Here is a 21573-nt window from a genome sequence, read left to right as displayed (position 1 = left end):
CATTTTATCGTATGTTTTTTATTCCGTTTACAACATCAAAAAGTACTTTATGATAAAAACTGTAGTTTTTATCGAAATCATTAAATATACTTTGGAGCTTATTTTTTTCATCTTCATTTAATGTTCCTCTATGACTGCCTTTGTTTCTTAAAAAGTAGATGTCATCTATATTAAATTTGTTTACTGAATAATTGAAGTAATGCATTAGAAATACAGATTTTGTGTTGAAACTGACTTTTGATAATTCCACTGGAGAGTAGACCTTTAATTCTTTATCAAAAGAATAGAAAGACTTGAAAAAATCGTAATCATAGGACTTAGCACGTTCACTCCATTTGAATGGCACTTTGGAATAAAAATCTTTATTTGAATGGATCAATTCATGCACGTTTAATTCAGAAAGAGAATAATTATATATGTTTTCTATTTGTAAGTAAAGTCTTCGTCCAAATTCCACGATATCTTCATTTTTTAATGCGATTTTCATTGCTTTAAAGTCTTTAATAAGTTCTTTTCTGAGATTATCTTCTACAATATCCTTGTAAAACTCTTTACCATAGTTCAGTGCCTTTTTATCAACGAAACTTAAATAAGCCTTTATTCTACCAACGTCAGATTCTGTAATGCTTTGAAATTTATCAGGTCCAGAGGTATTGGCTCCGTTTTGGAAAAAGCTATTGACTATTTCAAGGTTGAAAGACTCAAAAAACCAAGCATACTCATTTTGCCCTTGCAATTGTGTTAGCAAGGTTTTTGTAAACTCTATGAATTTTCTCAAGTCTTCTTCGTTCATATTTATTGATTTTTGAATTTACTATAAAGGTTCATGGCTTTATTGAGTCCTTTGTTTACCAATGTATTTAAAACAGAATTAAGGTCAATCTTGGATTGATCCTTTGTTTCTTTCAATCCAGTCAATTTATCAAACCTTTCCTTCAAACCTATATAAGTAGTATCCTCAGCACCTTTCACCATTTTCAAAAACTCCAATTTCCCATCAAGCACATTCACCAAATGAGCATTGATGTTTTTTACATGGCCTTTGTCGACAATGTAATCCCGTTTAAAAATCTGTTCCGCTTTTTCATAGCCGTACTTTTCCCAATAGTAAAGCCACATGCGGATTTGCTTCACATATCTCCTACGGACATTTACCTTGTCGTTTACAATCAAGCCTGTTGCTTCTTGTCTATACCCTGCTTTTTGTAAACGTGTTTTCTTCGGGTTTATAACCAGTTTTTGGTCATCTTCAATTATTCGCTTTAGCTCATTGTTAAAAGCTTCATCAGTATAGATGTTGTGTGGTGACGAAAATGTAATGTCGTCAGCGTACCTTGTATACGTTGCTCCAAATCGGTTGGCAAGTCCGGTAAGTCTTCGGTCAAGCTTTTTGCAAAGAATATTCGTTAAAGTTGGAGATGTCGGGCTACCTTGTGGGAGTACCGTTTTTTCTTCTCCATCAACTTCAAAAGGATGAGTGCAAAGACTTGCCAACAGAAATGCTAATGGTTCTTTGTCTCCATTCAGGTTAAATGGCTCATACATAAAGCCCATCTTCACTCTGTTTCGGTCGAAAGAGTGAAAAAAATCTTTCAAGTCCATGTTTAGGACATAATGATGCCCCACGTGCTTTTTGGCATTGTCTACAATTGACTTTTCCAAAACAAAACCTGTTGCTGCTTCATGTGGTTCATATACACATTGAAGCACAAAGTTTAGAGAGCGAAGGATAGATTTTAACCCTTTCACGGGTGCATGGATGGTTCTGTCTGCACCCGACTTTTTCTTGATGGTAAAAGTCTGATAACGCGTTTTGCAAAGGGTAGGATTAGCGTAATAGGTCAATGATTTTAATTGAACTGGCTTACATTCCTCACCATAAAGCATATTCTTAGCGTCACTTAATAGTTTCACTAAGTCCTCCTTGCTTTGCAGTTCTGCAAATTCCTTCCGTATTTGGTCGATATGTGCCTGTTCAATTTTCATGTCTAAAGTTTTGAAGGACTTTGAAAACACCTGCCGGATACTCTTTTTGTATGAATATTTCAATTATAATAACTGAAAATCAATACCTATTCATCACTAATAATTACATCAATAACAACTTCATATTATTGACATTGAAATCAATAACCGCTGTTAAAAATGCCTAAGTGACATTCATCCCAACCAGAGGTCGGGAGAAGATGCCGATCATTGTCTCAAACCGAAATCTGAGACCAGCACCCACGAATCAATATCTTGTGGCAAGTGTTTCAAAGAACTTCTGCAAAAGTATAGCGTTTATGTGCACTCAATCTGCACGGTAAAGATACAGATAAAAATAAGTTACAAAAGCGTATTTTGTATTTCCATTCATTACATTGCTCATTCAGGGAATAAAAGTATCTTTGTGCTGTGCATTTCACCTGCACTAAAAATATTTAAATTATGTCTGTCAACAAAAATGCACTTATCCGCTATCAGGTATTAGACCGTTGCTTTCGCAACACGGGCAGGATGTATTTTTGGGAAGACCTGCTCGAAGAGTGCAACAAAGCATTGATGGATTTTGACCCAAACAGCGAAGGAATACAAAGAAGGCAATTGTTTGATGACATTCGTTTCATGGAAAGTGATGCAGGCTGGTCTATCCCTCTTGGCAGAATCCGTCATGGTCGAAAAGTATTTTATCGATATGAAGATTTATCTTTTTCAATCAGTAACCAACCTTTAAATGATTCGGAAGCCGAACAAATAAAGTCAGCCCTTCAAATTTTTTCTCGTTTCTCCGGTACACCACAGTTTGAGTGGGTCAATGAAATGATTCCAATGCTTGAATCTAAGTTTGGCTTAATTGAGCGTAAAAGTGAAATCATCAGCTTTGAGAGCAATATTGACCTTAAAGGGCTTCATTTTTTAACTCCACTGTTCAATGCCATAGTTAATGAGCGGGTTTTACTTGTCAAATACAAGGACTTTAAAAGTTCTGAACCATACGAAATCACTTTTCATCCATACTATTTAAAGCAGTATAACAATAGGTGGTTTGTCTTTGGTCTCAATGCAAACAATCAGGTTCCGAATTGGAATCTTGCCTTAGACCGAATTGAGTCATTGTCTGAAACTGCCCAGAAATACAAACAGTCAGAAACCGATTGGCAAGAGTACTTTTTCGATTTGGTTGGAGTAACCCGCCCCGAAAATGGGGACTTACAGGAAATCATCTTGAAGTTTTCTCCTGAAGTTGCTCCTTATGTCATTACAAAGCCCATTCATCCAAGTCAAAAGCACAAAAACGATCCAACTGGACTTGAAGTCAAAATCAAAGTCATTCCAAATTTTGAGTTGGAACGATTGATTCTTTCTTTCGGAGAACAAGTCAAGGTAATTTCTCCACAGGATTTCAAAGAACGTATTTCTCAGCGTCTCAAGTTAGCCGGTCGTCTTTATTGAGCGTTGGCAAAATTCAAGCTCTTTTGGTTTTTTGTTTGGGCTTTTTGTGTCGGCAAAAACCAAATGTGCTTGAATGTGCGGTCGGCTTTCTACAATGAGGCACAACGTTTTGGGGCTTGGCGTAGTGGCGGCATTATAGCACTACGGTTGATACGAAGAACCAAAGTTCAAATATACCATAAATGTTCAAACGAAGCACTTCACCCGCCATTACGCCAAACCCTTGTTAGCGGTATGTGGCTTTTTGTTGTCCGCTGTTTGTCGTGTTTGGTCGTGTGTCTGCTGAAAAATAAAAAGAGGGGGAAAGGAATTTTTTTGTCTGTCGGGAAAAGGGCAAGCTCTTTTGCAAACTTTGGATTGTGTTGAGCCTTGTGCGGTTTGCAAATGTGCTTGCCCTGTGTTTGGAAGTTATGTGACTCGTCCTAAAAAAAGTTGACACTTTTTTGGTTCTAAATGGGACTATGACACAAACTGTGTAAGTTGGTTTCACTACTTACGAAGTTAAAGTTAAACCTCGAAATTCTCTGTGTGATTTAGAAGAAATCGCACAGGGAATTTGAGGAACCCGCGGTAGGCGCCCCCCGGTCTGTGTGTGGACAATTTCTTACCTTTATAACACACAGATTACAAAAATGAAAAAAGAAGATCTCCTAAATGATGACTTCCTCAAGCAGTTCAGGACTGCCGGGGAGCTTAATTCCTTCCTTCAACAGCTTCAGAAAAGAGCCGTTGAGAAAATGCTTGAAGGCGAGCTGGATGCCCATCTTGGCTATGAAAAGCATCAGAATTCCGATAATCCCAATTCAAGGAACGGCTATTCCACCAAAACAATAAAAAACACATTTGGGGAAGCTGAAATCAGAGTCCCAAGAGACAGGGACGGCAGCTTTGAGCCTGCCCTTGTGCCCAAACGCAGAAGCATGGCGGAGGGCGTTGAAAACGTGATCATTTCCATGTATGCCAAGGGAATGTCAAACCAGGACATCGAAGAACAGATCCGGGAGCTTTATGACATCAATGTTTCCTCCTCCACCATCTCAAGGGTTACCGGTGCCGTAGCGGAGGATATTGTTGCATGGAGAAACAGGCCGCTTGACCCTGTATACCTGATCGTTTGGATGGATGGTATATCCTTCAAAGTCAGGGAGAACTCCAAAGTGGTCAACAAGACCGTTTATATTGCCGTTGGCCTCAGAACTAACGGCCTTAAAGAGATCCTAGGCCTTTGGCTTGGCAAGAATGAATCTTCGGCTTTCTGGATGGGGGTACTCACCGACCTGAAAGCCAGAGGGGTTGAAGATATTCTCATAACGGCAACTGACAACCTGAACGGGTTTACTGATACGATAAAAGCTTCATTCCCCCAATCAGTCACTCAGATATGTGTCGTCCACCAGATCAGAAACGCATGTAGATATGTCGCATGGAAAGACCGCAGGGCGTTTACAAGGGATATGAAGGAAATTTATACCGCCCCTACAAAAGATGCTGCTTGGGCTGCCCTGAACGATTTTGCCAAAAAATGGGAATCCAAATACGCTTATGCCATCAAAAGCTGGAGGGACAACTGGGATGAACTCACCGTTTTCTTCGATTACCCGGCTGAAATCCGTAAAATCATCTATACCACCAACCTGATTGAAAATCTCAATGGAAAGATCAGAAAATACACCAAAAACAAGCTCTCTTTCCCGACAGATGATGCCGTAATGAAGTCTGTTTTCCTGGCTGCAAGAGAAGCATCGAAAAAATGGACTATGCCTATCAGAGACTGGGGAGCTATTCTTAACAGTTTCCTGCTTATATTTGGTGATAGGGTCAGGCTTCTTGATACCTGACAATAAAACCATAATTTGAAGTTTACACACTTATCGGGATAGTGTCTTCTAAATCCTGTTACAAGTTTACACATTTTTCATTAATCCTAAATAAGGTTTACATTTGCCTTGGAGACTAAACGGAAGCAAGCTCTGCTGGAGAGCAACTTGCCAGGGATACATCTCCGGGTGACGGAATAAAACGTCTTATTTAGCCAAGTGTAACAGCTTGGCTTTTTTATTCTTGAACCCTTCATGCCTGAAAAAAACTCATTTTACGACATAACAACCTCCTTCTTTTTTGAATAATAATTTTTCCATCTGCGTTTTAGTTCTCCTTCTCGTAAATGAGCTTCAATAGGAGTTAACATATCAATACTGCTATGCGGTCTTTGATAGTTGTAGATGCTAATTGCTGCTGCAATAGCTTGTTTAGCTTCCTGATAATTGATGTAAATTTTCTCCAACAACTCATCTTTCAAAATTCCGTTTACTCTTTCTGCGATTGCATTTTCTAAAGGGTCACCACTTTGAGTCATGCTGATTTTAACAAAGTGCTTGTCGAGTATTGAAACGTAATCGGCACAACAGTATTGACTTCCTCTATCAGAATGATGAATGAGTCTTCCCAGTTGCGGATTATTATTTAAAGCCATTTGCAATGCTTTTATACAGCCATCTGCCGATAGCGTTTCTGATAGGTAAAACCCTACTATCTTTCTGCTGTAAGCATCCGTAATTAATGATAAATAAGCAAAATCATCTTTCAACGTGATGTAAGTAATATCGCTTACCCAAAGTTGATTGGGAGCAGTTGGAATAAAGTCAACTATCAGGTTCGGATATTTTCGCATCCAGTGATCAGAGAAAGTTGTAACCGGAACTCTACGTTTTCTTTTCCTTATCAATAATTTATGAGTCGCCAGCAAATCAAACATGGCATCTCTGCCAATCTCAATATGGTGTTCTCTCATAAATCCTTCCATTTTAAACAGCAGTTTCCTTGTTCCTAATCGCTTTAGTGTTTTTCTAATTCTCAATACTTCTTGAAGAATTAAATCATGCTGCAATGCTTCTTTTTCAGCGTGTTTGACAAATTTATAAAAGGCTTGCCGACTATAACCAAGCAATGAGCAAAGCGTTTGTATGCTTCGGCTTTCGCTTTGCCCTATATTCATTATTGCTTGGTGCCAAGCTTTTTTTTCCAATCGGTTCCTGTTTCTTTATTGGCAATATTGATGATTTCTTCAAGCAGCTTATTATGCAATTGTTGCTTTTTTTTAAGCTCCTTCTGTAGGAGCTTTACTTCGTTTGGCAATTCAGGCTCTTTTACGCCTTTTTCTTTTTCCCGTTTGCGTTTCATCTTTTCACGCCATGTTGGTTTTCGCCCTTGATATTCCAAAACCCAATCGCAAATACTGCGAAATGGAATATCATATTTCAATCCAAGTTCCCGATAAGTGTAGTTGCCTGTTAAATACTCGGCAACAATTTCTTCTTTTGTTTTTCTTTTTTGACTCATTTTTTGTGCGAAATAAGGTTAACAATTCTGTCAACCTATTTCAGGACAAGTCATGTTATTTTCTCCCCGTTACTTGCAAATAAGTAGTAACCGCCAACTTGTATTGTGTTTGTGCATCTGTCAGCTTATCGGCTGTTTCGGTAACTAATGCCTGTGCTTCCAACAAATCGGATAATGTTACTATACCGCTTTCATAACCTGTTTTACTTACTTTTAAATTTTCTTCGGCTTGTATGGCTGTTTCTTTCATAATGGCTATTTGCTTCCACGCTTCGTTTACATCAGTCCAAGCCTTTTCCATTTGCAGGTTTAATAAACCTTTGGTGTCCTCAAATGTGTTTTCTGCAATTCGTTGTTTTATTTTCTGTTCTTTAATGGCATAGCTTCCGCCCCACCAATCGGATATTGGAATGGAAACCGACACATAAGCCAATCCATTGGTATAATTATTCACTCCTTTTTCCAACATATTGATATGATAACCTGCCAATCCAACGGCAACGGTGGGCATATAGTCGCCTGTTTTCATTTTAGTTTGTAGTTGTGTGGCTTCTACCGATTTTTCCAAAAGCTGGTACTCCGTTCTTTGGGTTAATGCGTTTTGGTTGTCGGTGTAATATTGGTAAGGGCTTTGGCTTATATCAATTACTTCCTGCAATACCAATGTGCTGTCATAAGGTATCCCTATGGTTTGGCAGAATTGCATTGTCGCTAATTTCTTTCCGTTCAGCAATTTGTTTTTATTGGCTTCTAATTCGCTTTGTTTGATTTGCACTTTCAGTACATCGTTTTTAATAATCAACCCTGATTTGAAAGCATCATCTACCTGTTTGCGAACATCGTTTAACAACAGTTCGTATTTTTCCAACGTGTTTTGTTTTTCCTGCAAGGAAATTAACTGCCAATACTGCTGTTCGGTTTTAAGTAATATTTCGTTTTCAGTCAGTTGTTGCTGCTTTTCTTTCACATCTACATTAAGGGCTGCCAATTTGTTTCCTGTGCTTATTTTTCCACCTGCATAAATGGGCTGTGCGATATTTAAAATGCCTATTGCTGAACGTTGAAGCATACTCAATTCCATTCCGGGGAAATAAGCGAATTGCGTAGCTGTGCCAAGATTAGCGGGATTGCCGTCATATACAGGTAAGTTTCCACCCTCCATTTTATATTCAATTAATGGATTGATAGCCTGAAACCCCAAAACATTAGCACTCACTTTCGGGAAATAGTTTGTAAATGCGGTTTTCTTTACCTGATGTGCTGCTTCTATTTCCAAAGCACTGTTTTGCAATGCTTTGTTGTTTTTTAAAGCAAGTGATTTGCTTTGTTCCAACGTTAATGCGGTTTGGCTGTATGCTGCCGCCGATGTAATCAAAGCAACAATGATTATTGTTATTTTTTTCATCTTTTGATTTTTAAGCGTGATTTTTTTTAAATAATTGCTGATACATTACAGGTAGCATATACAGGGTGAGTATCATTGATACCAATAACCCGAAACACACGACCGCACCAAGCGGTCCCCAAAGGGTAGAGCCGCTTACTATCATTGGCACAACACCAACGGCAGCCGCAAATGAGGTGAGAAATATTGGTCGCATTCTGCGTTTTCCTGCTGCTATGGCTGCATTGGAAAGCGACATTCCGTTTTTACTTCTCAATTCTTCCGCATAATCAATGAGGATAATACCATTGCGGACAACAATCCCCATAAGGCTCATAATGCCTAAGAAAGAAGTTAAACCAAACGGATAGCCTGTAATAACTAATCCCAATGCTGCACCCAAAAAACTTAACGGCATTGTCATCATCACCAGGAAAACCAATTTTGGATTTTTGAATTGAAACAACAGGATAAAGAAGATAAGCAAAACACCTGCAAACAAAGCCTTAGCCAATGGGATATAGTTTTCTACTTCGCTTTCTTCTTCCCCGCCATACGATAAAGTAACTTGTTCATCTTTGTGCAGTTTTTTGATTTCTGTTTTTAAATCGGACAGCACTTTGTAAGGCAATACACCACGTTTTACATCGGCACGAACGGTAATAGTCCTTGTTCCGTTTCTCCGGATAATTTGCCCCTCGCTCCAATCATTGGTTATTTTCGTTGCTATCTGTCGTACAGGAACGGTAGCCCCTGTTAATGGCGATGTTACATTTTGATTGCCGATGTCGTCAAAGCTGTTTTTTTGTTGAGGCTCGTTCATCAGCTTAATACTTATCGGATAGTCGCCCTCCCAAATTGTACCGATTGGCAAACCCGATAAACCTGCTGCCAATGATGTAGCTACTACACCTTTGGTTAATCCCAATCGGTTTGCGGTTTCATCGTTTATCTGTATGCTTATTCCTTGTCGTGGATTTAAGTAATCTGTTCTTGCCCAAATAATGTTTTCATTTTTTTCCATTACGGTTTTTACCTGCTGTGCCAATGTTTTAATGGTATCTAAATTATCGCCACTGATACGCACTTCAATGGGTGCTGTGGTACTCAACAGGTCTAATTGTTTCATCCGCACATAAGCGTTCGGAAAAAGATTTCGGTACTTGGTTTCGTATTCTTCCAAAATAGCAGGTGCATCATCAGCCGTTTGGGTGTTCACGACTAATTGGGCATAATTTTTTGACGGAAAATTAGGGGCGTAAGTAGTGTGGAAACGTGGCGAACTTGTGCCTATAAATGCTGCTACATTTAATACCCGCTTGTCTTTCATCAGCATTTGTTCCAAACTATCGGAAACAAAAGCAGTTTGCTCCAACGTACTGCCCTCTGGCAAATAAATTTCTACTGCAAATTGGTTTCTGTCCACCTTTGGGAATAACTGACGTGGAACTAAGGCAAGGATTAATCCACCTAATGCAACCGAAACAACGCCTAACAGAATGGTTGTTTTAGGAATACGAAACGCCCATTCCAATGTGCTGTCATACATTCTCTGCACCCAATCCAATAACGATTTTTTCTTTGGTTTGTCCTGTTCTTTTTTAATTCCTTTTTTGATGAACACATAACTCATATACGGAACAAGCAAACAGGCAATCAGCAACGAAGCAATTAAAGCTACACCAATGGTTATAGGTAACGAACCGACAAAGTCGCCCACCATTCCGTCAAGGAAAAATACCAATGGAACATAAGTTGCTATAATAGCCAATGTTGCAGAAAAAACAGGAACAAACAATTCTTTGGCACTTTTCCAGGCTGCATTCCACGGTGTTTCACCGTGGTCTAATTTTTCAATGTGTCCGTCCAAAACCACAATGGCATTGTCCACCACCATACCCAACACGACAATCAACCCTGCCAATGATACGGTATGCAGTTCCACACCCAACGCATATAAAATACCAATGGTTATGAAAATAGAAATCGGAATAGTTGCTCCCGCAACGGCTGCTACACGGAAAGGCAGCAACAGCATTGTAACAATGATAACCGCTATAATGGCAATGCAAAATTCTTTCAGGAAGTGTGTAATGGAATGCCCGACAGCTTGCGGCATATCGGCAATTTTTGCCACTTGCACATCAGGCGAAATTTTACTTTTTAGCGATTGCAACGTTTCGTCCACTGTTTTACCAAAGGCAACAATGTTGTTGCCGGGTTGCATTTCCAAAGAAATGAGCAAACTGTTTGTACCGTTGTTTTTGATATAAGCATCAGGCTTGGGATATTCTCTTACTACACGGGCTACGTCTTTTACACGGATAACGTTACCTGTGGGGTCGGTATAAACGATTTGATTTTTTATATCTTCTTCGGTATTGTAAGAGGCAGGAATATGTATCGGTGTAATTTGCTCCGCATTATCTAACTCCCCGCCATAATATACAGCACCCTCTAACTGTGCTGCAATCAAAACACTCATTGGTTTTACAGCATAATAAGCTAATTTATCGTTGTCGGGGTAAATGGTAATTTGCTCTTGTGTCAAACCAAAATGTTTTACTTTGGAAACGGCTTTTATTTTTCGCAATTCCGTTTCAATAACTTTCAGTTCACGGTCAAGTTCCTTGTAAGTCTTACTATCCGATTGTACCGTAAGCAAAATGGCTGATGTATTACCAAAGTCATTATTGGCTATCAGGGCTAAAACCTGTGGCGGTAATTCTGCTTTCACATTATTAAGCCCGAATTTTATTTTATCCCAAAAGGCATCAGGGTCTTTTACATTGTTATTGACTTCTACAAATACAATCAACATACCCTCTTTGGAAATGGAATAGGTTTTTTCCCTGTTTACTTCTTCAAATCCATACAAAAAACTTTCTACTTTGGTGGTTAATTGTTCTTCGACCTGTGCAGATGTTGCACCGGGGTAAACACCGATGATTAAGCCTTGACGAATGGTAAATTCAGGAAATTCATTTCTTGGCATTACCCATAAAGCAAACACGCCAAATAACACAAAAATAGATGTAATGATAATGGCTATTTGCTTATGCTTCATAGCCAATTCTATGATATTGAAATTTTTGGTTGTCATAATTAGTTGATGATTTTTACAGGTGTGCCGTTACTTAGTTTTTGTTGCCCCGAAGTGATGATGTTTGCATTTTGTGGTACTTCGCCTTGTATCAACATTTTGTTGTCAATCAGGGCAATGGTTTGTACAGCAATTTTTACTGCCTTACCGTTTTCCTCAACATAGATGAACTGACTGCCGTTTACGTCTTTTTGCAGGGCTTTATTGGAAACCAACAAACCGGAACGCTTATCTTGTGCAACGGTTTGAACGGAACAAATCATACCGGGCTTTATGTCGCCTGTGGTATTTTGTACTTCAATTTTTACAGGGTAGGTATGCGATAAAATATCAGCCGTAACGCCAATTTCCTTTATCGTTCCTGTAACTGTTTTATCAATGGCGTTGATAGTGATTTGTGCGGTTTCGCCTTTCTTAAACAGGCTTATTTCATTTTCCGAAACAGGTATTTTAACATACACCGATTGTATGTTCAGCAATTCCAAAACGGTTGTTGTAGGCACTACATTCATACCCGCTTGCACATTTCTTTTGCCAATTACACCGCTTACAGGTGCGTACAGGTTGCAATCGCTGATATTTTTTTTAGCAATGGCTACGGCAGATTTTGCCTGTGATACTCCTGTTTCTGCTTCCACCCATTTTATTTCGGGAAGTGTGCCGTTTTCTTTCATTGGTTTCAGCCTATGGTAAGCATCTTCTGCCTGTTGTAATTTAGCTGCTGCAATCTGATAGGCATTTTGGGCATTGGAAGCATCTACTTTTGCTAACAATTGCCCTTTGGTTACTGCCTGCCCCTCATCAACAAATATTTCTGTGATTGTACCCATCGTAGCAAAACTCAAAGCCGTTGTTTTTTGTGCTTCTACCACACCCGAATACCCCAACTGTATAAGCCCATTGTAATTTATCGGCTGTTCTGCCTGTACATTGAATGCACCGCTATTTTCTGCGGTTGGTTTATTTTCTTTGTGCGTACAACTTGCCAACACAAGTATTACCGCTAATGCTAAATGATTTATCCTGTTCATTATTTTGTTTTTTAACTTTACTATTTGACTAAATACGTTTTTTGGTCGTTTTTTGGCTCAAAAAAAATGCTCCGAAAAGCATATTTGTTGTAGGTTATCTGCCGATACCTTTTATAAGGATTTCAACCAACAAGTCTGCTTTATCTGCTAAAGCCTTATTCTTGTTATGTGCAATGATGTCCATTTCTACACCTCTAATGCAGCTTACTAAAAGTTCGCTTAATGTATCTATTTCAGGTGTGATTTCATTTGTGAATAATTTACTTTCAACACCTTTTGTCAAAATAGAACCTATCAGTTTCCTTTCTTCATTGTCGTACCTGTTTCGCAGATTGGTAAACTCTTTATTAATCCGCCCCTGCAAATCATTTTCAATCGCAAAGCTATACAGGTTGGTCTTATCCCTTAATGTTTTGACTTTTGTTACAATGTATGCTTTCAGCATACTGATTGCATCTGCCTGTTTATTAACGGTAATTTTTACTGTTTGGAAAAACTCGTCTATTTCAAGGTTGATAACCCTGTCAAATATTTCTTCTTTGTCTTTGAAATAATAATATAAGGTGCTTTTGCTTTTGCCCGCAGCTTTGGCAATATCTTCCATTGTGGTTTTTTTCAAACCATACTGCTGCATTAGCTTTTTAGCACCATTTATTATGTCTTGAACAATTAGTTCGTCTTTTTTTTCTTTCATACTTACTGACTAAAAACGTATTTTGGTCTGCAAATGTAAAAACACTTTTTATATTGTGCAAGTTTTTTTTTCTAAAAAAAATCTGTCAAATCCGAATTGTTGGGTGGTGGGTGGGCTTGGCTCTTTTGGTTTTGCGAAGCGTTGGCTTGTGTGTCGGGCAAAACCAAATGTGCCAAATGCGTTAGGTCAAAAAAAATCCTTTCCTGTGCGTTGGGTTTTTTATTTTTTCTCGTGTCGGTCTGTGTCGTTTGGTCGGGTGTCCGCTTGTCGGTGTGGGTTGTCCTGCCATTACCGCTAACGTTCAGTGTTTATGACGGCTGCGGCTTTCGAATCCGTCATTGTCCCTAATGGACAAACGAAATTAATAAAACAAAACTACATATCAGAGTGTCACCCGCAGCTGGCATAAACACGATGTTATGCACATGTGCCGCAACTGTCCGCTACAAGCAGCACGGATGCCAAAGCTTTGGAAGTGGGTTGAAGGCGCGCGGCTTTGACATTGGTGCTGCGGTTCGAAGCACATATCTTTCTTTAAGTCGGTATCCGCCTTTAGGAGTCCAAATGGGTCGTAAGTGAAAGTCGTTGATGTTTTATTTCTAACGTTGAATCAAGACCTTATGTCTTACGATAGCACTTCCGTTTGTAATGCTCAGAAAATAAATTCCATTGGATAGATCAGCAACTAGAATTGTAATTTTACCAACACCTGAAACTGAAAGTATTTTTTGTCCTGTTGAGCCCGTTAATGTCAGAATACTTAACTCTTCCACTTCTATATTGAAAGCGTCAGTAGCTGGGTTTGGATAAGGATTCTTATTTATTTGTACCTCCAAGCTATTTACTTCTTCAGAAACAGCCTCTTCAGAATCATTCCGGACACGGAGTGGAGTACCACCGCCACCTGACTGAAGAATGATGTCCAAACTATTTGTATAGCTAAATCCACAAGCATTATTGACGCGACAATGCATAGTATAATTTCCATATGATGAACTTGTCATTATATATGGTGTGGATGTAGTGCTACCACTATAAAATGAAAATCCCTGTGGCAAAATCCAGGTCCATGATGTCGGAAAACCCTCTACTTGATCAACACGGAATTGATAAATCGCGCTAGCATTCAGAGTAACGGGATTAACTCCACGTAAACCTACAGGGTAAATTAATGTACTGACGGAAGCTCCTGGATTACCAACCCATATGTTTCTTGTAAGGTTAACTGGCGCACACCCACCATTGATTGTTGCCGTTAATGTAATCGGGCCACTGAAATTATTTTGTCGTGTTGCTACGCCTGTAGTGGGATTAATAGCTAATCCATTTGGATTGCTGCTGCTCCATGTGATAGTCGTGCCGGCAGGTTGGTTTTGAAGGTTATATGTGCCATTAGTGCAGATCAAATTAGGCCCCGTAATTGGGAATGCAGTTTGAAGCGCCCGGAATGCATTTACTCTACCGTATCCCATTTGATTATTCCATGTTAGATTAGGTTGTTCACCGGCACCGAGGGTATATGTATAATTTCCGACTTTATCCGTTGAACTTTCAATTGCATTACGAACTTGTTGTAAAGTCAAAGCAGGGTTTACAGAAAGAATTAAAGCAGCTATACCAGCAACTTGAGGTGCGGCAAAAGACGTTCCGTCAACAGACGTATAGTCACCATTAGGCCCAGCAGTTTGATTGTAACCTAAAGCTCCCTGCCTATCTGTTGTGCTTATACTTACACCCGGTGCTACAACGTCTATCCCGGTTCCATAATTTGAAAAGCTTGCACGACTTGGGGTTCGATTTATAGCACCAACTGCTATTGTTTGTGGATTATTAGAGGGAAAAGCGATTGAACTGGTACTTTGATTATGAGTAATACAAATCACGATCGTACCCAAACCACCTCTACCTTGAGTTACTGCATTATTTATAGCATCATTAATCAGCCCTTGTTGTTCAATGGCATTACTCCCCCAGCTATTATTAATTATCGCTGCTCCATTTTGCCAAGCAAAATTAATTCCGTTAGCGAGTCTTTGACTTAACAGGGGTGCCAGAACCAAATTATTGCTTATTGACATCAATTGTACATCAGGTGACACACCCGATACACCTAAAGTATTATTTCGTGTAGCGCCAATTACTCCCGCAACAGCCACCCCATGATTTCCTCTTACAACACTTGGAGGCGTACCATTTTCAGTATCAAAACTTATCGGACTAATATTATTAAAATCCGGATGATTAAACTCTAAACCATGGTCTAAAACTGCAACTACTATGTTAGCGCATCCCGTAGTTATATTCCATGCTTGGCAAGCTCTAATGTCATTACCAACAGTTCCGCCAGCCTGTCCGGTATTATTTAAGTGCCACTGTTGAGCAAACAATGGATCATTTGTGCAACCCATTAAAAAATCCTCCATTAAGTCAGGTTCAGCAGAATCGAAATACCCTAGTTCATAAAAAAGATTAGCCATTTCCAGTGCATTACCCTTAGAATTTTTATCACATGAAAGAATGTACCATAAAGGCATGAAACTGTCATTCCCAATGATTTCCACTTGGTTGTCTCTTGCCAAGGATTCTAAAATTTCTATATCCTTTTCTTTTCTTAGTTTTACATAAAAGTATTGTGACAAGCCAATCTCTTTACCATTTACTAGAAATGAGGGTGCGGCATAAACAATACCAGATGATTCGACTTTCGCTTTGTCGATTGTGCTATTAACAAAAGCCCAATATTGATTGCTTTCTACGGGCTTGCTAGCTCTATCATTATTAATTGTACTGCTAAGGATAATCGGTTTAAGCTCCGAAATACTTTGCTCTGATACTTCCAATTCTTTTGCTATTGCAATTTTATTTTGCCCTTGGATTAAAATGTATTGCTTCTCTGCATACAGTTCTAAAAAGTACTTTTCTCCGTTAGCCCAATAATAATACTCCTGTGCGTTTGCAATGATTGAGCCAAGCAAAAGGAGCGCAATGAAGAATGACCTTTTCATAATCGTATTAATTTGAGAATTTAACCTCGAATACAACGGGTAGGTTTTCATACTGTCTATCAATGACAGCAAAATAATGTACATTAGTAAAGGCAGCGCAGATCTGTTCAAGCATTCTTACTTTATAGTACAGCTTGTTTTCACAAATTAATGTTTGCTGACTATCAAATACCGCACATTGGTGATGTCGGTAACGTCCAGCGAGGATGAAATATTTATCAAAGTCAACAACAGGCGGTTGGAAGCTGCAAATAAAATATTTCTCGTAGTCGGCTTGCGTCTTTATCACTAGATTTACCACTTTGTCGTTTGTATTAATATTTTGAAGACTACAGGGAATGTCACGAAACTCATCATTGTAGTAGGTTTGTACCTGTTGTGCATTGTCACCTTCGCAAGTTTGGATTCCTGCGTCATCGTCACAGCCACCTATATTTGCCAATAATAATAGACTTACAACGAGATTAAGTATGGTTTTCATGGTACTAATTTTAGTTGTTTGACACTCATTGTGAAAGAATAGTTGGATTATGAAATTTAGAAAATTGCCATGTTCAAGTCATAAATGCAACGCCTAATTTTTTCATTAGACATTCGATAGGACTAAGATAATTAAACTTTCTTATTGGCCTGTTATTGATTTTGGTTTCTATATTTTGGATCTGTTCCCGAGAGATTTGATTGAGGTCAGTACCCTTTGGCAGGAAAGCCCTGATAAGTCCGATTCTGTTTTCCACTGTTCCTTTATCCTGTGAAGTGTATGGTCTTGTAAAGAATGTTGGGATATTGAATTTATCTCTGATTTTATAATGGTTTGCGAATGCCATATCATTATCGAAAGTGATTGATTTGAAGAACGAAGCACCAATTCTCTGTATTCTCTTTGCTATTTTCTGTTCAATGATATCTGCATTTTTACCATCAAGTTTCTCTATGGTAGTAACCAAGGTTGCCCTGTCCACCAGTACCAAAAGAGCTGATTTGTGGTTTTTCCCCATCATAAGGTCTACTTCAATATCTCCTATCCTTTGTCTTTTTTCAACTACAGGAGGCCTTTGGTCAATTGGAACTCTCTCCCTGATAATTCCTCTGGTATGCCTGTAATTACCTCTCTTACGCTTTCTTTTACCATGCCGGAGATTCTTGTAAAGCTCCCTGTCCCTTCGGTATCTCCAATGGCTACTTTTTTTGGCAGTAAATATCCAGTTGTAGAGTGTCTCATGACAAACCCCTTCTTTACCTTGTTTCTTCCAGGTGACCGATATTAGCTCTGGGCTCAATTTGTCAACAACAAGGAATTTGCGGGCCTCTTCTTTAAGGGACTCGGTAAATTTGATTCGCTTTCTCTTGAGTCTATGTCTTTCGTCTGTACGGTTCTGGGCAACTGCAGCCTTATATTCACCGCTATAACGGCCCCTCTTGCCGGTATTTCTTTGAAGTTCTCTGGATACAGTACTTTTGTTGACACCGATAATCGCAGCGATTTTGGTCTGGGAAGTTCCGTTTCTAAATAAAGCCTCTATTTGGTACCTTTGTTCCTGGCTGAGATGTTTAAATTTATTCATGACAACACTAAATTAATATTTTCAGCCTAAGGGAAGGAACCTAGGTTCCTTCCCTTAAACCCTTAGTGTTGCATTTATGACTTGAATATAGGATTTTATAGATTTTGTCCATATTTTTGGCTCTTTTGCTTGCTTTGGTGTCGCGTGGGAATGCGCGGCAAGCAAAAGTGCCAATTTTCGAAGCACCGTATCTGTCCAGCGGAATTGTGCATAACGTTTTGCGGCTTGGCGTAGTGGCGGATTTTTAGCACAAAATTTCAATCGAAGAACTGCACTTGAACCTACCACAAAACTGTCATACGAAGTACTGAACCCGCCATTACGCCAAACCGCTGTTAGGTGCTGGCCTTCTTGTTTTTCGTCCGACTAAGATACTTTTTTTATCTTTAAGTCTGTCGTTTTGAAGTCTAAAATGCTTGTCCAATGCCAAAGTAAAACAGTCTGTCTTCTTTTGAACGTCCATAGTCAAACGATAAAATGGTGGATTGATTCCAAGCAATTCTTAGTCCACCCCCATAGGAAGTTTTAATATTTTTAAAGTTTAATTCTTGCCAACGGTCTCTTACTGTTCCTGCATCAAAGAATGGTGCTACTCCAAACGCAAATCTTTGTTTTCCTAATTTTGTTTCTGCAAGTCTTACTCTCAATTCTACATTAGTAAACCACATTGAACGAGCCAAAAAACGGTTTGCTCGATAGCCACGCAATGATTGTCTGCCACCTAATGCGTTGATACTTCCTTCGGGACTCCATTGGTCTTGAAATTCAAAAAACGGGGCATTGTTTCCAAATATATTTCCCACTCCAAACCTACCTGCTAAAACTGTCCTTTTTCCAACTGGTATTTTCTGATAGGCTCGTCCTTGAATGAAAAGTTTGTCAAAATCAAACTGTGAACCTATGTATTTACTTGAATATTCATTCGCTACTTCAAAGTAATAACCTTTTGTAGGGTCGGGTTCAAAATCTCTTGTGTCAAAAATCAACGCTGTTTGAATAATGGAAACCCAACCACCGTCAACGCCCGAAATTAAACCGTTTTCAAAATCACGTCTTAAAAGTGAAATTCCGTTTGGAGCGGTCGTGTTTTGTCCTGTAATTGGGTCAATTGCATCCGCTTCCATTCCTTCAAAAGTGGCGTAGCTCAAATGCTGTATTTCATAACCACCCATTATCCGCCACTTACCATTTCCAAGTGCATAATCGGCTTTAAGGTTGAGCATATATTCGGTTTCCCTAAATCGGTTTGAGAGTGCATCTGTTACAAAATCAGCTTCTCCAACTCCACCTGTTCTTACTATTTTTCTCGCTCTGTCAAATTCTCGATAAGTTGAAAAAGTTGTGTTTTCGTCAGAAGGTAAGCGAAGTTGACCGAGCGTAGATTCAGTTAGTCCAAAATAAAGGTTGGCTGGATTTTGTTGTGCTTTGAAGTCCACTTTAAATCTCCAACGTGTTCCTTTGTAGTAGGGGACATCCAATTTTAAAATTAATTCTCTTGCATTTGAAGTGTAATAAGCCGCATTGGCCGTCAGTTTCATTAGGTAGGGCGTGTAAGGAAACAAAGGGTTTTCTCGGTTGCCATTCCAATAAATATTTGTTCTTGCACCAAATCCAAAACCTGTAACTGGGTCAGAAGAAAAGTCTGGAATGCCTGTGATAAATGTTCCTTCTTTCTTTTTTTCAAGGTCGGCATCAGACATTCTTTTCGATTTGATGAATGAAAGACTGTCTTTTTCTTGTGCCTTTACAATTGTGATTGAAAACAGAATAAACAGAGTTGCTATACTACGCTTCATAAATTGGATAAATTTTAAGTTACCCTGCAAAACTCCGAAGCGATTTAGAAGAAATTTTGAATTGCCCTAGAAGCTGATTTTAAAAGTGTGTGTGTCCTGCTGAAATTCATAGGTAATTTTCCATTGATGTCTTTTGCAGATTTGCTCAACTATAGCCAATCCAAGTCCACTTCCTAAGCTTTCGTCAGAAGTTTTTTTAAACCGTTTGAAAAGCTGTTCTTGCTCCAATGCAGTCCTTCCTGAATTGCTAATAATAAAGCCCGATTTGCTCAACTTAACTTCAACTGTTCCTTTTAGTAAATTATGCCTAATTGAGTTGAGCAATAGATTGTTGATGAGAATTTCAATCAAAATACTATTTCCTGTTACCACACAATCTTCGTCTATTGATGATTTTAGGTTCAGGTCTTTGTTTGAAAAATGTTCTTGCAATTGCTCTATACATTCTGTGGTCAATTCGCTCAAATTTATTGTTTCACTATCATCAAACTGATGGTTTTCTATTTTGGCAAGCAACAATAGATTTTTGTTGATGCGTGAAACCCTTGTCAATGCTTTATTTATGTCTTCAATAATTTGGTACTGCCTGTCTGTTAAAGCTTCTTTTTGCAGCAGTATGTCCAATTTGTTTTTGATGATTGCCAAAGGAGTTTGCAATTCGTGAGATGCATTTTCTGTAAATTCTTTTTGCGATTTGTAAACCGAAACCGTGTGTTCGATTAATTTATTCAAAGCCACATTCAATTCTTCAAACTCAAGGATAGTTGATTTTTCAAACGAAATATTGCTTTGTGAATTGAGATTAAATGCTTTCAACTTCGCCAAAGTATTTTTAAAAGGTTGCCATAGTTTTACGGATAATCGTCTGTTTAGAATCAGAAAGCCGACAACCATAATCAGAAAAAACAAAAAGGTCAGAACAGCTATTGCAACGACCGTTTCTTCGGTTTCTTCAACATTGGTTTCTACGGTGAGTAAATAATATTCTCCATTTATTTCAATCACTCTCGAAAGCCCCCGAAATCGGTCAATATCTTGGTGAGTTACATAGGGGTTTTTTCTTGATACTGTGTAGGTGCTGTCTTTTCTGTTTTTTTCTAAAGTGGTCTTTTGGAGGTTGGTTCCGGGTTGAATTTTGTTCCAAAGTAATATGCTTTGATTTAATTCAATTTCAGACAGTTGTAATTTATTGAGTTCGTTTTCCGTTCTGTCAGCAACAATTTCATTATGCTCGTCCAATTCACGAAGCCAAATGCTATCAACCAAATAAAGGTATGCAGGAACACTTGCCGCTAATACAATAAGTGCGTAAATGGTGAATGATTTAAGCGATTTGTTTAGTAATCTATTCATCCTTCCCATTTATAACCTGTTCCGTAAACAGTCTTTAAATAACTTTCGCATCCAGCTTCACTCAATTTCTTTTTTAAGTTTTTGATATGAGCGTAAACAAAATCGTGATTGTCTAACATATCTGCAAAATCACCTGAAAGATGTTCAGCTAAGGTGCTTTTTGAAATTACTCTGTTTTTATTTCCGACAAAGTAGAGCAATAAATCAAATTCTTTTTTGGTTAGAATAACAGGTTGATTATGAACTGAAATAGTCTTTGCAAGCAAGTCTATTTCTAATTCATTTTGTCGAACGGTATTTGAATTTCCGAATTGTTTTCTTCGGATAACCGAGTAAATTCTTGCTGCTAATTCAGAAAGATGAAAAGGCTTTGTCAAGTAGTCGTCTGCACCAATTTGAAGTCCTTTTATTTTGTCGTCTAATGCGTTTTTTGCAGAAATAATAATTACTCCGTCTTGTTTGTCTTGTCTTTTGAGTTCTTCTAAAATATTCATTCCGTTGCCGTCTGGCAACATAATGTCTAATAAGATGCAGTCGTAATGAAATGATTCGATTTTCTCCAATGCTTGATTATACGTTCGGGCAAACTCACACAAATAGTTTTCTTCCGAAAGATATTCGGAGATGCTGTCGGCAAGTTCGTTTTCGTCTTCTATAATCAGTATTTTCATTCGTCAAAGTTACCATTTCAATTTTGTAGAAATTTTGAATTTGGTTGTCGGTTTGTCTCGATGGTGTCGTTCTTTAGGCTTGCACCTAACGTTTGGCGGCTTTGCGAAGGCGGGGCTTTTTAGCACTACCGTTCATTTGAAAAACCGCACTTCAATTATACGAAAAAACTGTCAACCGAAGCACTGCACCCCCGCTT

General features: G+C 38.6%; 16 protein-coding genes. 2 read left to right on the top strand and 14 right to left on the bottom strand.

The window, feature by feature from the left end; translation table 11 throughout:
- Positions 1–4: 4 nt before the first annotated feature.
- Both BC751_RS04460 and BC751_RS04455 read right to left on the bottom strand, forming a co-directional pair.
- Positions 5–793 (bottom strand): hypothetical protein, encoded by a 789-nt coding sequence (locus tag BC751_RS04460; RefSeq protein ID WP_130274507.1) that lies wholly within the window; start codon positions 791–793, stop codon positions 5–7.
- A gap of 2 nt (positions 794–795) precedes the next feature.
- Positions 796–1986 (bottom strand): reverse transcriptase family protein, encoded by a 1191-nt coding sequence (locus BC751_RS04455; RefSeq protein ID WP_130274506.1) that lies wholly within the window; start codon positions 1984–1986, stop codon positions 796–798.
- A 513-nt stretch (positions 1987–2499) separates the two neighbouring features.
- On the opposite strand from BC751_RS04455, the gene BC751_RS04450 reads away from it, so the two are divergent.
- The gene (locus tag BC751_RS04450) at positions 2500–3435 is read left to right on the top strand and encodes a helix-turn-helix transcriptional regulator (protein WP_242617362.1); all 936 of its coding nucleotides are present in this window, start codon (positions 2500–2502) and stop codon (positions 3433–3435) included.
- A 632-nt stretch (positions 3436–4067) separates the two neighbouring features.
- Entirely contained in the window at positions 4068–5273 is a 1206-nt protein-coding gene (locus tag BC751_RS04445) for an IS256 family transposase (protein ID WP_130274032.1), read from the top strand.
- Positions 5274–5527: 254 nt separating this feature from the next.
- Here the strand turns inward: BC751_RS04445 and BC751_RS04440 are convergent, their stop codons facing one another.
- The 12 genes from BC751_RS04440 to BC751_RS04385 all read right to left on the bottom strand — a co-directional run bounded on the left by BC751_RS04440 (position 5528) and on the right by BC751_RS04385 (position 21376).
- Positions 5528–6460 (bottom strand): IS3 family transposase, encoded by a 933-nt coding sequence (locus BC751_RS04440; protein ID WP_130274504.1) that lies wholly within the window; start codon positions 6458–6460, stop codon positions 5528–5530.
- Positions 6430–6774, bottom strand: a complete 345-nt coding sequence (locus tag BC751_RS04435) for a hypothetical protein (protein ID WP_130274503.1) — start codon at positions 6772–6774, stop codon at positions 6430–6432. The genes BC751_RS04440 and BC751_RS04435 overlap by 31 nt, the downstream gene beginning before the upstream one ends.
- Positions 6775–6829: 55 nt before the next feature.
- Positions 6830–8179 (bottom strand): TolC family protein, encoded by a 1350-nt coding sequence (locus BC751_RS04430; RefSeq protein WP_130274502.1) that lies wholly within the window; start codon positions 8177–8179, stop codon positions 6830–6832.
- A gap of 10 nt (positions 8180–8189) precedes the next feature.
- Positions 8190–11261 (bottom strand): efflux RND transporter permease subunit, encoded by a 3072-nt coding sequence (locus BC751_RS04425; protein ID WP_130274501.1) that lies wholly within the window; start codon positions 11259–11261, stop codon positions 8190–8192.
- Between the two features lie 2 nt (positions 11262–11263).
- Entirely contained in the window at positions 11264–12292 is a 1029-nt protein-coding gene (locus BC751_RS04420; RefSeq protein WP_130274500.1) for an efflux RND transporter periplasmic adaptor subunit, read from the bottom strand.
- Between the two features lie 94 nt (positions 12293–12386).
- On the bottom strand, positions 12387–12986 hold the full coding sequence (locus BC751_RS04415) for a TetR/AcrR family transcriptional regulator (protein ID WP_130274499.1): 600 nt from the start codon (positions 12984–12986) through the stop codon (positions 12387–12389).
- A gap of 599 nt (positions 12987–13585) precedes the next feature.
- Entirely contained in the window at positions 13586–15991 is a 2406-nt protein-coding gene (locus BC751_RS04410) for a S8 family serine peptidase (RefSeq protein WP_165389796.1), read from the bottom strand.
- A gap of 7 nt (positions 15992–15998) precedes the next feature.
- Positions 15999–16472 (bottom strand): hypothetical protein, encoded by a 474-nt coding sequence (locus BC751_RS04405; RefSeq protein ID WP_130274497.1) that lies wholly within the window; start codon positions 16470–16472, stop codon positions 15999–16001.
- A gap of 73 nt (positions 16473–16545) precedes the next feature.
- Positions 16546–17556 carry an IS30 family transposase gene (locus tag BC751_RS04400; protein ID WP_130273814.1) on the bottom strand — a complete coding sequence of 337 codons (1011 nt, stop codon included), beginning with the start codon at positions 17554–17556 and terminating at the stop codon, positions 16546–16548.
- A gap of 407 nt (positions 17557–17963) precedes the next feature.
- Positions 17964–19352 (bottom strand): Omp85 family outer membrane protein, encoded by a 1389-nt coding sequence (gene omp85 / locus BC751_RS04395; RefSeq protein WP_130274496.1) that lies wholly within the window; start codon positions 19350–19352, stop codon positions 17964–17966.
- Between the two features lie 66 nt (positions 19353–19418).
- A complete protein-coding gene (locus BC751_RS04390) occupies positions 19419–20705 on the bottom strand; it encodes a sensor histidine kinase (RefSeq protein ID WP_130274495.1) in 1287 nt (428 codons plus the stop codon).
- On the bottom strand, positions 20702–21376 hold the full coding sequence (locus BC751_RS04385; protein ID WP_130274494.1) for a response regulator transcription factor: 675 nt from the start codon (positions 21374–21376) through the stop codon (positions 20702–20704). The genes BC751_RS04390 and BC751_RS04385 overlap by 4 nt, the downstream gene beginning before the upstream one ends.
- Between the last annotated feature and the right edge of the window lie 197 nt (positions 21377–21573).

This window comes from Cecembia calidifontis (genome assembly GCF_004216715.1).
GTDB lineage: Bacteria > Bacteroidota > Bacteroidia > Cytophagales > Cyclobacteriaceae > Cecembia_A > Cecembia_A calidifontis.
This window is presented reverse-complemented; position numbering and strand designations above follow the sequence as displayed.

Coding starts and splice junctions, on each gene's coding strand:
- BC751_RS04460 (WP_130274507.1), bottom strand. CDS start 793: ATGAACGAAGAAGACTTGAGAAAATTCATAGAGTTTACAAAAACCTTG.
- BC751_RS04455 (WP_130274506.1), bottom strand. CDS start 1,986: ATGAAAATTGAACAGGCACATATCGACCAAATACGGAAGGAATTTGCA.
- BC751_RS04450 (WP_242617362.1), top strand. CDS start 2,500: ATGTATTTTTGGGAAGACCTGCTCGAAGAGTGCAACAAAGCATTGATG.
- BC751_RS04445 (WP_130274032.1), top strand. CDS start 4,068: ATGAAAAAAGAAGATCTCCTAAATGATGACTTCCTCAAGCAGTTCAGG.
- BC751_RS04435 (WP_130274503.1), bottom strand. CDS start 6,774: ATGAGTCAAAAAAGAAAAACAAAAGAAGAAATTGTTGCCGAGTATTTA.
- BC751_RS04430 (WP_130274502.1), bottom strand. CDS start 8,179: ATGAAAAAAATAACAATAATCATTGTTGCTTTGATTACATCGGCGGCA.
- BC751_RS04425 (WP_130274501.1), bottom strand. CDS start 11,261: ATGACAACCAAAAATTTCAATATCATAGAATTGGCTATGAAGCATAAG.
- BC751_RS04420 (WP_130274500.1), bottom strand. CDS start 12,292: ATGAACAGGATAAATCATTTAGCATTAGCGGTAATACTTGTGTTGGCA.
- BC751_RS04415 (WP_130274499.1), bottom strand. CDS start 12,986: ATGAAAGAAAAAAAAGACGAACTAATTGTTCAAGACATAATAAATGGT.
- BC751_RS04410 (WP_165389796.1), bottom strand. CDS start 15,991: ATGAAAAGGTCATTCTTCATTGCGCTCCTTTTGCTTGGCTCAATCATT.
- BC751_RS04405 (WP_130274497.1), bottom strand. CDS start 16,472: ATGAAAACCATACTTAATCTCGTTGTAAGTCTATTATTATTGGCAAAT.
- BC751_RS04400 (WP_130273814.1), bottom strand. CDS start 17,556: ATGAATAAATTTAAACATCTCAGCCAGGAACAAAGGTACCAAATAGAG.
- omp85 (WP_130274496.1), bottom strand. CDS start 19,352: ATGAAGCGTAGTATAGCAACTCTGTTTATTCTGTTTTCAATCACAATT.
- BC751_RS04390 (WP_130274495.1), bottom strand. CDS start 20,705: ATGAATAGATTACTAAACAAATCGCTTAAATCATTCACCATTTACGCA.
- BC751_RS04385 (WP_130274494.1), bottom strand. CDS start 21,376: ATGAAAATACTGATTATAGAAGACGAAAACGAACTTGCCGACAGCATC.